Annotated in this window: 10 protein-coding genes; all 10 read left to right on the top strand. The window is 45.1% G+C overall.

Annotation, left to right across the window (positions count from 1 at the left end):
- The first annotated feature begins 30 nt into the window (after positions 1 to 30).
- The 10 genes from AC1RM2_RS09865 (at position 31) to AC1RM2_RS09820 (ending at position 14,993) form a co-directional block, all read left to right on the top strand.
- A complete protein-coding gene (locus tag AC1RM2_RS09865) occupies positions 31 to 1,815 on the top strand; it encodes a RagB/SusD family nutrient uptake outer membrane protein (protein ID WP_492984938.1) in 1,785 nt (594 codons plus the stop codon).
- A gap of 29 nt (positions 1,816 to 1,844) precedes the next feature.
- Positions 1,845 to 3,155 (top strand): IPT/TIG domain-containing protein, encoded by a 1,311-nt coding sequence (locus AC1RM2_RS09860; protein ID WP_492984937.1) that lies wholly within the window; start codon positions 1,845 to 1,847, stop codon positions 3,153 to 3,155.
- Between the two features lie 105 nt (positions 3,156 to 3,260).
- Positions 3,261 to 4,547, top strand: coding sequence for an alginate lyase family protein (locus AC1RM2_RS09855; protein WP_492984936.1), 1,287 nt, complete (start codon positions 3,261 to 3,263; stop codon positions 4,545 to 4,547).
- A 215-nt stretch (positions 4,548 to 4,762) separates the two neighbouring features.
- Complete coding sequence (locus AC1RM2_RS09850; RefSeq protein WP_492984935.1) at positions 4,763 to 6,001, top strand: glycoside hydrolase family 88 protein; 1,239 nt, start codon at positions 4,763 to 4,765, stop codon at positions 5,999 to 6,001.
- Complete coding sequence (locus AC1RM2_RS09845) at positions 5,998 to 7,032, top strand: family 43 glycosylhydrolase (protein ID WP_492984934.1); 1,035 nt, start codon at positions 5,998 to 6,000, stop codon at positions 7,030 to 7,032. Before AC1RM2_RS09850 ends, AC1RM2_RS09845 begins: the two co-directional genes overlap by 4 nt.
- A complete protein-coding gene (locus tag AC1RM2_RS09840; RefSeq protein ID WP_492984933.1) occupies positions 7,029 to 8,939 on the top strand; it encodes a glycoside hydrolase family 97 protein in 1,911 nt (636 codons plus the stop codon). The genes AC1RM2_RS09845 and AC1RM2_RS09840 overlap by 4 nt, the downstream gene beginning before the upstream one ends.
- 37 nt (positions 8,940 to 8,976) lie before the next feature.
- Positions 8,977 to 9,915 (top strand): ROK family protein, encoded by a 939-nt coding sequence (locus tag AC1RM2_RS09835; RefSeq protein ID WP_492984932.1) that lies wholly within the window; start codon positions 8,977 to 8,979, stop codon positions 9,913 to 9,915.
- Positions 9,912 to 11,144, top strand: coding sequence for an L-fucose:H+ symporter permease (fucP, locus tag AC1RM2_RS09830; RefSeq protein WP_492984931.1), 1,233 nt, complete (start codon positions 9,912 to 9,914; stop codon positions 11,142 to 11,144). Before AC1RM2_RS09835 ends, fucP begins: the two co-directional genes overlap by 4 nt.
- Entirely contained in the window at positions 11,144 to 13,066 is a 1,923-nt protein-coding gene (locus AC1RM2_RS09825; protein WP_492984930.1) for an alpha/beta fold hydrolase, read from the top strand. Before fucP ends, AC1RM2_RS09825 begins: the two co-directional genes overlap by 1 nt.
- Entirely contained in the window at positions 13,053 to 14,993 is a 1,941-nt protein-coding gene (locus AC1RM2_RS09820) for a glycoside hydrolase family 127 protein (protein ID WP_492984929.1), read from the top strand. The genes AC1RM2_RS09825 and AC1RM2_RS09820 overlap by 14 nt, the downstream gene beginning before the upstream one ends.
- Positions 14,994 to 14,998: the final 5 nt, after the last annotated feature.

The following is a 14,998-nucleotide window of genomic DNA, read 5'->3' as shown; positions in this document are numbered from 1 at the left end:
TTATTATTTGATCAGTCAAAAAAAATCAAAATGAAAAAATTATTAATTCTTATAGCTGCGGCTGGCGTGATTTTGCTGGCGGGTTCCTGCAAGAAAAATTACCTTGACCTGAAGCCTTTGGATCAGCTTACCGAAGCAAGTTATTTTGCTACACCGGATCAGTTTAAAGCTGCTGCAAGCGATTTTTACAATAAAATGATCAGCTGGCAGTCTGTTAACGGAAGCAGTATTTACGACTTTATGGACTTTGGTTCAGATATTTCATCCAATGTAACGGTGGGGTCGACGGTTAGCTATGGCCGCGGATCTGTTAATGCCCCCAATAGCGATATCTATTGGGATAATACCTATGCTTATATCCGGAACATTAACGTATTGCTGGCAAAGGCTAACCTTTATACAGGCAATCAATCGGATATTAAACAATATGTGGCCGAAGCGAAATTTTTCAGGGCCTGGCAGCATTTTTTTCTGCTTAAACGTTTTGGGGGCGTTCCTATTGTAACAACTGTGCTCGATTTAAATTCTCCCGGATTGACAGGTCCCCGTAACAATCGTTATGAGGTGGTCAACCAGATTTTGAGTGATTTAAATGATGCCATTGCCGGCCTGCCTACAGAGCAAACTATTCCTTCGGCAGATAAGGGCCGTATCAGCAAATGGGCTGCCGAGGCATTTAAAGCAAGGGTGGAACTTTATGAAGCTACCTGGCGCAAATATACCGGTACAACAACCGACTTTAAAGGATCGGGCGGCCCGGCGTCTGATCAGGTTTCCCAGTTTTTAACAGATGCTGCTGCCATGGCAAAAGATGTGATGGATAACGGTGGTTATCAATTATGGAATTACAACAGTGGGTTGAATAACCGCAGCGCTTACTATTTGTTTAGTATTGACGGTTCTGGTTCCAATCCCCTGAGCCTTGACAAAACCAGTAACAATGAGTTTATTTTAAAAAGCCTTTACGACTTCAATTTGCGCCAGGGGGGCATCAACTTAACCCATACTGTTCAGGCCTTTTTGATTCCCAGCCGCAAAATGATGGATATGTATTTGTGTGCTGATGGATTACCTGTTGATAAGTCGCCTTTATTTCAGGGATATCACACGGCCGCATCGGAGTATCAAAACAGGGATTTTCGTTTGTACGGATATGTACTTGGATATGGCGCATTGCCGGCATCAGGCTCTGTTACTCTGAACGGAGCATATGGCTATGGGAATCAAAAGTTTGCGGCCTATAATTATCCATCCTACCGTAATGATAATCAAGAATCCCAGGATTATCCCCAGATACGCCTGGCTGAAGTTTACCTGATATATGCAGAAGCAAAGATGGAACTGAATGGCAACATTTCGGATGCCGACCTGAATATATCCCTGAATTTGGTAAGGGCCAGGGCTGGAGTTGCCCCCCTGACCAACGCTTTGGCTACGGCTAATGGCCTGGATATACGCAACGAAATAAGGCGTGAAAGGACCCTTGAGTTATGGGGGGAAAACTCCCGCTTTGATGACCTGAAACGCTGGGGAATTGCGGAACAGGAATTAAATCAATCGATATGCGGAGCAGTGGTAGGCGGAACCTCCTATCCAACAGACTTTAAAGACGCCAGTGGCAATGCGACAAAATTATATTTACCGAATCTGTATGTCTATGGTGAAACAACAGTAGCCACCGGAAAAGGAAATCTGAACTGCGTCACTGTTGATGCTGCCGCTAACCGTAATTTTAAAAGGATAAACTATTTGTTCCCGATACCATTGAAGCAAATTCAATTGAATACCAAACTGGTTCAAAATAATGGCTATTAACAGATAAGATTTTTTAAAATATTAAAATCATGAAATCACTAAAAAAAAATATATATACAATGGTGGTGCTGGCTTTGGCTGCCATTTATATCGGGTGCAATAAAGCGCCGAATATAAAAGTTTATTCCTACCCGGCTCCTCTTCCCACCGGTATGACTCCGGGGCAGGGATATCCGGGTATCGATGTGACGATTACCGGTTCTCAGTTTGGAACCTATCCAAATGCGGTTTCGGTTTTTTTCGGCGGTATCAAAGCCGATACGATCCGGTCCTGTACCGATGGACAGATCGTTGTAAAAGTTCCGCCAAACGCCATCAGCGGAAAAGTAACGCTGAAAATATGGACCCATACCATCGATTCGATCGGTTCCTACAAGGTTCTTCCCCCGCCTGTAGTTAAGTCTGTCAGTTCGGATGCGGGTTCTCCCGGCGATGTGATTACGCTCAAGGGCACCGGTTTTGGCACTGCCGCAGGAAATATTGCCATAAGTTTTAACGGTACACCAGGTACAGTAAAAACAGTGGTGAGCGATACCTTAATTATGGCCACCGTTCCTAATGGTTTTACATCAGGCAAACTTGTTGTATATGTCGGCGGGTACCCGGTACAGGCCGGAACTTTTACCTATCTGACCTTTGTACCAACCCCTATGTACCAGTTAGATTTTGAAAATAACCTGAATGCCACTATTGGCGGTACAGCGGCAACCTATATTAAAGGATCGGCTGCTCCTTACAGCTTTATAAAAGGGATTGATGGACAGGCTATTTCACTTGCCGGGTATTCCGTTACAGACGGAGGTGTTCACCAGGCGGTAGCATTACCGACTAATTCGGCTCAATACAACGAGCTTTCTGTTTCTTGCTGGGTTTATCATCCCGGAACGCTGGCCACCTATTTTGAGCCTATATTTGATTTTGGTACTTCAAATTTCGCATTGAGAAATAATCATTTAACGCTTCTGGCTGTTGCCGCCAGCTGGTGGAATGGTGCCGGATCAAATGTGGTATCACGTTATATTTATGAAATTAGCGGAAACTACCAGGAGACCAATTCCATCACCTCCAAAGCCATACCGGCTACTGGCTGGCATCACATGGTGATGACCGCTTCAAAAACGGATCATAAGCTGATCACCTATATGGATGGCGCAGTAATCGGTACCACTACGTTGCCTGCTTATTACGACTTAACTTTGGCTACCCAGGACCATACTTATATCGGTTCACATGCCGATTACACCAATAACTGGAGTTTTGCAGGTGGTATCGATAAATTCCAAATATTCAATTATGTATTAAGTGCTAACCAGGTATACACGCTTTATTATAAGAAATAACTGGCTGGAATTGTCAGGGGCTTCCCGGGGATGTTAACCCATCCCCGGGGACTGGCAATTTACACCAACGGATAATGAGCAGTAATGCTATTAAATTTTGATCATATGAAAATAGTTAATCTTCCTTTTGCTTTGTTGATATCGGGTGTCTTATTGCTGGTTTCCTGTTCAAAGAAATCCGTAAATGATTCGGGCTCGCCTGCAGATACCACCAAAACCAATCCTTCAGGTAAAAAATATATAGATACCCTGGCAGATAATGTGCCGATGGAACACCCCGGCGGATTGGTAACGGCATCGGATTTCGGCCGTATTAAAGCCATGGTTGCGGCCGGTACCGATCCATGGAAATCAGCCTGGGCTAAATTAATTGCCAATCCCCATGCGCAGATCACTTATGTGCCTAATCCAACGATTAAATTAATCCGGGGTGGTAATTCTGTAGAAGAGCCGGAGCCGGATAATTATTCAAATGCCATGAATGATGTTGCGGCCGCATTTCAATTAGCTTTAAGGTGGAAAATTTCGGGGGATACACAGTTTGCCGACAGGGCCGTTTTTATCCTGAACTCCTGGGCCAGCACCTGCGTTAAATTGAGTGGAGATCCCAATGTAGACTTGACCGCTATTTACGGTGCTCAATTTGCCATTGCAGGAGAATTCATGCGGGATTACAGCGGATGGAAAGCTGCTGATTTTACTGCCTATCAGCAATGGATGCTGAAAGTTTTTTATTCAAAGGAAAATGATTTTTTGCTTCATCATCAAAATTCCTGCGTGCAACTCTTCTGGTCTAACTGGGATTTGTGTAATCTTCAGTCAATTATGGCCATTGGTATTTTAACAGATAAACGGGTAATATACAATCAAGCGGTGAACTATCTTCAACATGGCATTGGGAACGGGAACCTTAATTTAGCCATCAATAATGTTTTTACAGGCGCTAACAGTGGCTTGGCACAATTGCAGGAAAGCGGGCGGGATCAGGGGCATGCCACCCTTAACATCGCCATATTGGGTGCTATGTTTCAAATGGCTTGGAACCAGGGAGATGACTTTTTTGGATACGACGACAATTTATTTCTTAAAGCCTGTGAATATGAAGCTAAATATAATGTAGCCAAACTGGATGTGCCATTCAATGGTTACAGCTACAATAACTGTCAGACTACCGTGACCCAAACAGTGGTGAGTCCCGATGGAAGAGGTACTATCCGCCCGATGTGGGAGATCCCCTATAATCATTATGTGAAATTGAAAGGATTGACAGCACCTTATACGACAATGGGGGTCCAGACAACCCGCCCGGAAGGAGGCGGCGGCGATTACGGGCCTAACAGTGGGGGCTTCGATCAGTTAGGAGAGGGAACCCTACTCTACTCATTGCCATAACCTCGTTTTTATTAGATCTCCTAATCGGGATAAAAGCGTAAAATCTCAAAGGGGGCAGTTGAATAAACGGGTGCCTAATTGGGAGAGAACTGGCTAATATTTTGATTTCAATTTTAATTGAAATCAATTTTTCAGATGGTATGCCGGGTGCTGAACATGTTGAGGGAATTAAGTTCATCAACATGCAAAGTGTTACCCTTTAAATTAAAAGATATATGATAAATGGAGCTTACCGTATGGTTAATCCTGTTTTAAAAAGAGCAGGGCTGAGTATCATTTTTTGTTCATTTGTTGTATTCGTATCTGCTCAGGGTCAACTCTCGCCGGATAGGGAAATTAACTATTGCGCAGCACAGGCAGGCAAGACGCTGAAACTCATTCCGGCTGGCAGTATAGATCATATTCCCCGCGCTACAGGTACTGATTCCGGTCAATGGAAGTTTGTTAATTACACTGATTGGTGCAGTGGTTTCTGGCCCGGCCTGTTATGGTACCTGTATGGAGGAACACACGATCCGCAATGGAAAATTGAAGCTGATCAATTCACCCGGGAATTAACCCCTCTGGTCAATCACAGCGGTTTTGATCACGATCTGGGTTTTCAGGTATTTAACAGCTTTGGCAATGGTTACCGGCTGACACATGATCCCGGATATAAAAAAATAATACTACGGGCAGGAGACTCCCTGGCTACTTTATTTAACCCCAAAGTCGGGACAATTTTATCCTGGCCGCCAATGGTGAAAAAGATGGGCTGGCCGCACAACACAATCATTGATAATATGATCAACATAGAACTGTTGTTCTGGGCATCAAAGCATGGAGGCCGTCATAAACTGTATGACATCGCTGTCAGCCATGCTGAAACAACTATGCGTAACCATTTCCGACCCGATTACAGTGCCTATCATGTGGTGGTGTATGATACGGTAACCGGTAAAAAGATCAAGGGTATAACCCATCAGGGTTATGCGGATAACTCCATGTGGGCACGGGGGCAGTCCTGGGCCATTTACGGATTTACGATGTGTTATCGCGAAACACACAAAGCCGGTTTTTTGGCTTTTGCCCAAAAAGTGGCAGACCGTTATCTGCAGAACCTGCCCGCTGACCTGATTCCTTACTGGGATTTTAACGCCCCGGATATTCCGGATGCCCCGCGTGATGCTTCAGCCGCGGCTGTAACCGCATCGGCTTTACTGGAACTTTCCACTTTCGTAAAGGACAAGGCCAAAGCGAAATGCTACCGGGAAAAAGCAGAAGGGATGTTGAGGTCGCTTTCATCCGCCACTTATCAGAGCCGTAATGCCAATAGTGCCTTTCTGTTACACTCCACCGGGCATAAACCCAATGGAACAGAGATCAACGTCTCGATCATTTATGCAGATTATTATTACCTGGAAGCCTTGCTGCGATTGAAAAAATTAAAAACTGGTAAAAGTTTAGCCTTATGAAGTATTTATCCCCATGCAATATAATTACTGTAGCCCTGGTGCTTTCGTCGTTTTTAGCTAAAGCTCAATCTAAAACCGACACCATCAGACCAACCGAAATTTGGCCTGACAATGCAGGCAATCATATTCAGGCCCATGGTGGTGGCATTATCAAAGTAAAAAGCAATTACTATTGGTATGGCGAACAGCGCCGGCAGGGTTTGGATACTAATTACCGCTTTGTAAGCTGCTACACCTCTAATGATATGGTGAACTGGACATTTAAAAACGATATTAAAATAAGTAAGCCCGACACTGTATTGTTGAAATGGGTTGTGGAAAGGCCCAAGGTTTATTACAACCGGAAAACAAAAAATTACGTGATGTATATGCACGTGGACGGGCAGGTAAGGGGGGCGGTATCAACCGCTAAAACACCCGGCAGTTATTCCTACGCGCGGGTAGGGGTTGCTATTAGTGATAAAGCAACCGGTCCGTTTAAGTTTCTGGATACCTTTCGCCCCTTGGGGCACGAGAGCCGTGACATCGGCCAGTTTATGGACGATGATGGTACGGCTTACCTCATTTTTGAAGACCGGCCCTTCGGCTTCCGCATTGTCAAATTAGCGGATGATTATCTAAGCATTGAAAAGGAAATATGCCTTATCCCGGCGCATATGGAAGGCGGAGCCATTGTGCATTACCATGGTTTGTATTACGCCATTGGCTCTGCATTGACCGGATGGAATGCCAACCCCAATAAGTATGCAACCGCCACGAGCCTGAGCGGACCATGGAGCGAATTTAAAGATATTGCCCCCCCCGAGACCAATACATATGGTTCGCAATCAACTATGCTGATTAAAGTCGTGGGCAGCAAAAAAACGAGCGTGATTTTTATGGGTGATATGTGGAAACCTAAAACCCAATGGGATTCGCGCTACCTGTGGATGCCGGTGGAAATAGGCGATGGCAAACTATGGCTGCCTAAGCCGCAACCTTTTACTTTGAACATTCAAACCGGCGAAACTAAAATAATTGACAACAAATGAGACAGACCCTCAGATTATTTACAGTAAGCATTTCGCTGGTCATTGGTTTAGCATCAGTGTCAGGGCAAACCATAATTCCGGGTTCGACTACCGCTTTGCAATCGCCGGATGGCAATCTGAAATTTGAATTTTACCAGCAAAAAATAGCCGATGGTAATCAGATGATGTGTTACCGGGTAAGCTATAACCAAAAACCAGTGGTAATGGATTCGCAAATGGATCTAACGATGGATAACGGCCTGTCTGAAAAAGCGATGGCCCTGAAAGTTGATCAGCATGCCGATTGGTGCGAAAACCTAAGAATCAGCAAGACCACACTGGCTACAAAAGATACCGCCTGGGTGCCCGTAAATGGCGAACAGGCAAGAATCCCAGATCATTATAACGCGCTGAATATTGAATTGGTAAAAGATGATAATCCCATTTACGTAATACAGGTGCAGGTAAGGGCTTATAATGAAGGCATTGCCTTCAGGTATTTCTTCCCTGAAAATGTAAAAGGCACCTATTATGGCATTACTGCCGAAAATACCACTTTTACTATGCCTGCCGGTACGCAGGCCTGGTTTGCCAATTGGGCGCAGGCACCGTATTATAAATTACCCTTAAGCAATTGGCCCGGTGAGAGTGAGCGTCCCTTGACGATGGCGTTAGCAAACGGACTATATGCCTGTCTTACCGAAGCCAATATGACGGATTATGCCCGTACCAAGTTTAAGTTAAATAAAGACGTGCCGAATACAATAGTTACCTCGATGTATGACCGGGCCGATCTGATCTCGCCCGTGGCTACCCCATGGCGCGTAATTATGGTGGGAGAAAAACCGGGTGATCTGGTAGAGCATAACTATCTTATACAAAACCTCAATGATAATAATAAAATAGCCAGCCCCGATTGGGTAAAACCCGGCAAAATTATGCGGGTGATGAGCCAAACCACGGCTGACGCCAAAGCTAACATCGATTTTGCGGTACAACAAAATCTGCAATATATCCTGTTCGACTGGAAATGGTACGGCCCGGCATTCAGCTTCAGCTCAGATGCTACCAAAGTGGCTATATCAGATTTTGACCTTCCCGGCATTATCCGGTATGGCAAAGAAAAGGGCGTAGGCGTATGGCTTTATGTTAACCAGCAGGCGCTGATAGCTCAAAGTGACAGTCTGTTTAGCGTCTACAAGAAATGGGGTGTGAAAGGCGTAAAATTTGGATTTGTCCAGGCCGGCTCACACCGCTGGACAACCTGGATAGAAAAAGCGATTCAGCAGGCCGCAGATAACCAGATCATGGTGAATATTCACGATGACTGGCGGCCGACGGGGGAGCAAAGAACCTGGCCTAACCTGATGTCAGCGGAAGGCATCCGCGGTAACGAGGAAATGCCGGATGCCACGCATAATACGGTATTGCCGTTTACCCGCTATATTGCCGGCGCTGCAGATTATACCATCTGTTATTTTGATAAGCGCATTAAAACCACCCATGCTCATCAACTGGCTTTGGCAGCAATTTATTACAGCCCGCTGCAGACGCTGTACTGGTATGATAAGCCGTCTTCCTACCAAAATGAACCGGAACTGGAGTTTTGGAATAAAATACCCACCACCTGGGATGAAACCAGGATTGTGCAGGGGGTGCCCGGTGAATACATCACCACAGCCCGCAGAAGCGGAAGGGATTGGTTTGTGGGTACCATTACCAATAATGAGGCACGAAACTTAAAACTGGCGCTTGATTTCTTACCTAAAGGAAAGAAATACCTGGCTACCCTATATGCAGACAATATCAAAGTGCCAACGGTAACGCATGTCGGTATCGAAAAGCTAAAAGTGGATTCGCGAACGGTTTTGGACGTGGGTCTGATGGCTTCCGGTGGGCAGGCCCTTTATCTGACTCCTGAAAATTAACCCCTAATTAGTTTAAATCATTTATTAATCAAACATCATGAGCCTACAGCATACAAATAATTATGTGATCAGTGCGGACGTCGGTGGTACACATATTACCGCAGCGGTCATTGATCTGGCTAAAAAGACGATCATTGAAGATACCCGTACCCGGGTAAGTGTAGATTCCAGGGGCACTTCAATGGCAATATTGAAAAGCTGGTCGGCGGCACTAACGCTGGCTTATAAGAAATTAGGCGCTCCGGTTCATCAGCTTGCTTTAGCCATGCCCGGTCCTTTTGACTATGAAAATGGTATATCCCTAATCAGAGACCTGCATAAATATGAAGCTATTTATGGCTTAAATATTAAGTCATACCTGTCAGAAATGCTAAAGATAGAACCTGAAAATGTCCTGTTCCGAAATGATGCCGAAGCATTTTTACAAGGTGAAGTTGTAGCAGGGGCAGGCGTGGGATTTCCGAAGGTCCTTGGAATTACGCTGGGTACGGGGTTTGGTTCCGCTTTGAGCTTCGATGGCATAGCCAGGGACTTAAACCTGGGCAGCGAACTTTACCAGGACAGTATTGCGGATGATTATTTATCCACAAGATGGTTTATAAGACGCTATTCTGAATTAACAGGTCAATCGGTTGCCGGAGTGAGCGCACTAACATCAATGGCTCAGCGTGATCCTGTAGTTACAGACATATTCGAGGAGTTTACAGCCAATCTTTCGTTATTCCTGAAGGGTATTATCCGGGCTGAAAAACCGGATGTGATCATTATTGGCGGAAATATTGCCAAGGCATCAGGCCTGTTCCTGAACGGGCTCATTGATCAGTTAGCGGGATATGTTGAACATGTAAAAATAAAAATGGCCTTGTTGGGAGAAGATGCCGCCCTGATGGGAGCTGCCGCCGGCTTTGATGCCACGGGCGGAAGTGGTTTTTTATTTACACCAGATAAGGATACTCATTTCAATTCTAAATCATGACCAATAAACCAGCTTTTACCGAGAAGAAATTTATAGTAGCCTTCATTTTTGTAACCTCGTTGTTCCTGATGTGGGGCTTGCTGCATTCCATGAGCGACGTGCTGAATAAACATTTTCAGAACGTGCTTAATCTCTCCAAATCTCAATCCGGTTTAATTCAGTTCTCTGTTTTCGGTGCTTATTTTATTATGAGCATCCCTGCGGGATATTTTTTAAAGAAGTTTGGTTATAAGCCGGGCGTAATATTGGGCTTATGTTTATTTGCATCGGGCCTGTTTTTATTTGTGCCAGCTGCCAACGCGGCTTCATTTACTTTTTTCAGGATAGCCTTATTTATTATGGGCTGCGGCATGGCTACCTTAGAAACCGTGGCGCATCCTTTTGCCGCTGCCCTGGGTGATCAGCGCCGGAGCGACCAGCGGGTAAATTTCGCACAAACCTTTAACGCGGTTGGTACGATGATTGGCCCCGCCATTGGGTCTTATTTCCTGCTAAGTTCAGATACGGTGCGCTCAACCGACCTTACCTCAGTAAAAACGCTATATGTAGCCATCGGCTGTGTGATTATTCTGATAGCAGTTGCTTTTATGTTTTTAAAAATCCCCGCGTTAACAGACCCGCATGTGGGAACCTCAGCAGCAGATTTGGATGCGGTTAACATAGATGTAGCACCATCAAAAAAATTATACCAGCATTCGCATTTTGTATGGGCTGTTGCTGCACAGTTCTTTAATGTGGCGGCGCAGGCGGGCACCTGGGCATATTTTATTAACTACGGTGTAGATATTATGCATTTCAGCAATGAAAAAGCCGGTTACTTTATGATTGTTTTTATGGGGATGATGGCCCTGGGGCGTATTGTGGGTACCTCGCTAATGACCAACATAGCACCCAATAAACTATTAGCGGCATTTGCCTGCGGCAGTATCTTAATGTGCCTGATAGTTGCACAACGTTTGGGCTGGACATCCTATATCGCACTGCTGATGATCAACTTCTTTTTCAGCATTATGTTCCCTACCATCTTCAGTTTAGGCATCAAAAACCTGGGTAGTCACACACAACAAGCTTCATCTTTCATAGCGATGGGGGTTGTTGGCGGTGCGGTATTCCCGATGATCATGGGGCAGATAGCCAACCATAGCGTAGCGCATGCTTATTACCTGCCGATTACTTGTTACGCGGTGATCTTTTTATTCGGAGCCAAATTTTATAAAGTTAAGCACTAATGAAAGGCATCCGGGTAATCATATCAATTTTTATACTCGTGGCTGTAGCTTCGGTTGTATCTGCGCAAATATCGGAAGAAAAGCCTGTTGTGTATGATTTTTCTTACCTGGACAGGAAGATAGGTGGCTGGGTTGACAGCGGTTACTACGAAGGAGCATCTGTAATTATTGTTAAGGATGACAAGGTTATCCATCAAAAATATTTTGGAAACTATACCCCTGAAACAGTAGCCTATATAGCATCGGCAGGCAAATGGCTTGCTGCTGCTACTATAGCTGCCGTAGTTGATGACGGGAAGCTATCATGGGATGATAAGGTTAAAAAATGGCTGCCTGAATTTAAAGATCAAAAAGGAGATGCCACTTTAAGGCAGCTGTTTTCGCATACTGCCGGTTATCCCGATTATCAACCGGCAGGCAGGCATTCTGATAACTACCAAACCCTGAAAGAATCGGTAACCCATATTGTCGATCTGCCTACTGATACTGCTCCCGGTACTAAATTTAAATACGGCGGTCTTGCTATGCAAGTAGCCGGTCGTATGGCTGAACTGGCAGCGGGTAAAGACTGGGAATCGATCTTCCAGGAAAAGATAGCAAAACCCTTAGGCATGCAATTGACTCATTTTACGCCTGTGAGCGATGTTGGCGGCCAAAACCCCATGCTTGGCGGCGGGGCAAGATCGGCACTGGAAGACTATGCTCGTTTCCTGAACATGATCATCCATAACGGGGTATATAAGGGCAAACGCATCCTGTCGGCAAAAGCCATACAGGAGATGCAGGCCGACCAGGTTGGAAATGCTAAAATGACCGATCCTTACGTTGAAAACACCCGTGCCAGCGAGCGAAAGGATGTTTATGGCCTTGGCGAATGGCGGGAAGAGGTTGATGCCAAAGGCAGCGCCACACTGATCAGCAGCCCGAGCTGGGCCGGTGCCTATCCCTGGATCGATAAAAAAAATAACGTTTATGGCTTCCTACTTGCCCGTGTAGCCGAAATGAAAAACGGTTTCAATTCGTTTTTAGGCAGCCCCATATTGCCACTGTTGGTGAGGGATGTACTGGCACAGGCAAACATGAAAAATGTAAAGCACGGTTACGTCACAACAGCTGACGGTGCTAAACTTTATTATGAAGAAACAGGAAAAGGCGAGCCGCTTATCCTAATCCACGGGCATTCATTTGACCGCACGGAATGGGACCCGCAGTTTTTTGAGCTGGCGAAAAAATACCGGGTGATCCGTTATGATCTGAGAGGATACGGCTGGTCGTCGATGCCTTCTGAAAATCAGAAAGCCCTGCATGCCGATGATCTGAAAGCTTTGATGGATCAATTGCATATAGCAAAAGCGCATATCGTCGGGCTGTCATTGGGCGGGTTTGTTGTTACCGATTTTTTAGCGCTTTACCCCGGGCGCCTGCTTTCGGCTACTGCTGCCAGTGGCGATTTTTTTGACGTGCCCGGCCCTAATCATCCTTGGACTGCCGAAGAAGCCGAAACTCAGCATAAAAAGATCAAGGTATGGCAGGCAAAAGGCATTCTGGCCAGTAAACAGGAATGGTTTAATAAACTAACCAAACGCAATGTCAAAAATATCGAAAGCCAGAGGCAGCCCGTCTGGAACATGATCTATAAATGGGATGCATGGCAGCCTCAACACCTTGAGCCCCGCTTTTTACTTGGTAACGAGGCGGAAACCCGGCTAAGGGTACAAAAAACAACCGTTCCGGTATTGGTACTTACCGGCGATGCTGATGCGAATGTTGCCAATAGGTTATTAAAAGTAGTACCATCAGCTAAGCAAATGATCATTCCCCATGCGGGGCATGTCAGTAACCTGGAGAATCCGGATGGTTTCACCGAAAAATTACAGGTTTTTTTGAACACAATAAAACTAAAAGAAGATGAAAAGAAGTAGCTTGTTCCTGTGGATTGGATTGCTGATACTGCCTTTGGGTGTATCTGCCCAATATGTTGGCCAACACCAATCAGCCCTAAAAACGGATGTAAAGATTCCGGTTAAAGCTTACAGTTTTGATTTGCAGGATGTGAAATTACTTCACAGCCGTTTTAAGGATAATATGGACCGTGAAGGCGAATGGATGCTTTCCTTTCCGGTAGAGCGTTTACTTCATAGTTTCCGGGTTAACGCCGGGATGCTTACCAATAAAAAAGACAGTAAAACAAAAATGCCAGCCCCGCTTGGTGGCTGGGAAGCTTTGGATATGGAACTGCGTGGTCATAGTATTGGTCATTTGTTATCAGGACTTTCGTTCCAGTATGCAGCTACCGGTAATATAGTTTTTAAGAAAAAAATAGACAGCCTGGTTTCAGGACTTGCAGAGGTGCAGGCTACCCTAAATGAAGGAGGATATTTAAGCGCCTTTCCGCAGAATTATATCGACAGGAATATTCAAGGCAAAAGCGTTTGGGCGCCCTGGTATACCCTGCATAAAATAGTTGCCGGTTTAATTGATGCTTACTGGTATGCAGGCGATACGCAGGCACTTGATGTAGTGAATAAAATGGCTTCATGGGCGTATCAAAAGATCTCACCACTGAGCCAGGATCAACTGGCCCTGATGCTCAGGAACGAGTTTGGCGGAATGAACGAAGCATGGTATAACCTGTATTCTATAACAGGTAACCCGGAGCACAAGAAACTCGGAGAACTGTTTTATCACCATGCTGTGCTTGATCCATTAGCTGCCGGGGAGGACAAGCTCAACAAGATGCACGCCAATACCGTTATTCCCAAAATCACGGGTGAGGCCCGGGCTTACGAATTAACCGGCGATATAAAGGACAAAGCCATCGTAAGTAATTTCTGGGATAATGTGATCCATAATCAAACCTATGTTATCGGCAGTAACAGCGATAAGGAACATTTTATTGAGCCTGGTAAAATATCAAAATTCATAACCGGCTATACCGGCGAAACCTGTAATACCTACAATATGCTCAAGGTAACACGCCACCTGTTTACCTGGGATGCCAACGTAAAATATGCCGATTATTACGAGCGGGCTTTATACAATCATATTTTGGGGCAGCAGGACCCCAAAACCGGCATGGTATGTTATTTCACGCCACTGAAAGCCGGTTCCTTCCGATTATACAGTACCCGCGATAGTTCGTTTTGGTGCTGTGTAGGCTCGGGGTTTGAAAGTCAGTCTAAATACGGCGAAGCTATCTATTACCATAACGATCAGGATGTTTATGTCAACCTGTTCATTCCATCGGTATTAACCTGGAAAGCTAAAGGTTTGAAATTAAGACAGGAAACCGCTTATCCCGAAGAGGCAGCCACAAGACTCATTATCGATTCCGCAAACGCAGATAACTTATCGCTTTATATCCGATACCCGGGTTGGGCGCGTAATGGAGCAACAGTAAAAATAAATGGTAAAAACATCAAAGTTAACCAGTCGCCCGGAAGCTATATCACCCTGAACCGCAAATGGAAAACGGGTGACAAGGTTGAAATAACCTACCCGATGGCTTTGCACCTGGAACCAACACCCGATAATCCTAAAATAGCTGCTGTGATGTACGGGCCGGTAGTACTGGCGGGTGAAATGGGTACCGAAGCGATGCCGGCGCATGCACCCTATCACGATGCTACTGATCCCTATCAGTATTACGATTATGAGTATAATATACCGGCAAACCTTGCTCATGCGCTGAATGTCAATAATGATAGCATTTCACGTGCTATAAAACCGGTTAAAGGAGAGCCTCTAACTTTTACAACTACTATTACTACAAATGGAACGCCTGTTATACTTGAACCTTACTATAACCTGCACCGCCAACGCTATGTAGTTTACTGGGACTTAAACTAATAAGA

Source organism: Mucilaginibacter sp. GW822-FHT03E02, assembly GCF_058801545.1.
The sequence above is the reverse complement of the archived record's forward strand: the minus strand, read 5'-3'. Positions and strand labels throughout refer to the sequence as shown.

What these genes read in the sequence shown, in the direction of transcription:
- AC1RM2_RS09865 (WP_492984938.1), top strand. Translation starts at nt 31, where the DNA reads ATGAAAAAATTATTAATTCTTATAGCTGCGGCTGGCGTGATTTTGCTG.
- AC1RM2_RS09860 (WP_492984937.1), top strand. Translation starts at nt 1,845, where the DNA reads ATGAAATCACTAAAAAAAAATATATATACAATGGTGGTGCTGGCTTTG.
- AC1RM2_RS09855 (WP_492984936.1), top strand. Translation starts at nt 3,261, where the DNA reads ATGAAAATAGTTAATCTTCCTTTTGCTTTGTTGATATCGGGTGTCTTA.
- AC1RM2_RS09850 (WP_492984935.1), top strand. Translation starts at nt 4,763, where the DNA reads ATGATAAATGGAGCTTACCGTATGGTTAATCCTGTTTTAAAAAGAGCA.
- AC1RM2_RS09845 (WP_492984934.1), top strand. Translation starts at nt 5,998, where the DNA reads ATGAAGTATTTATCCCCATGCAATATAATTACTGTAGCCCTGGTGCTT.
- AC1RM2_RS09840 (WP_492984933.1), top strand. Translation starts at nt 7,029, where the DNA reads ATGAGACAGACCCTCAGATTATTTACAGTAAGCATTTCGCTGGTCATT.
- AC1RM2_RS09835 (WP_492984932.1), top strand. Translation starts at nt 8,977, where the DNA reads ATGAGCCTACAGCATACAAATAATTATGTGATCAGTGCGGACGTCGGT.
- fucP (WP_492984931.1), top strand. Translation starts at nt 9,912, where the DNA reads ATGACCAATAAACCAGCTTTTACCGAGAAGAAATTTATAGTAGCCTTC.
- AC1RM2_RS09825 (WP_492984930.1), top strand. Translation starts at nt 11,144, where the DNA reads ATGAAAGGCATCCGGGTAATCATATCAATTTTTATACTCGTGGCTGTA.
- AC1RM2_RS09820 (WP_492984929.1), top strand. Translation starts at nt 13,053, where the DNA reads ATGAAAAGAAGTAGCTTGTTCCTGTGGATTGGATTGCTGATACTGCCT.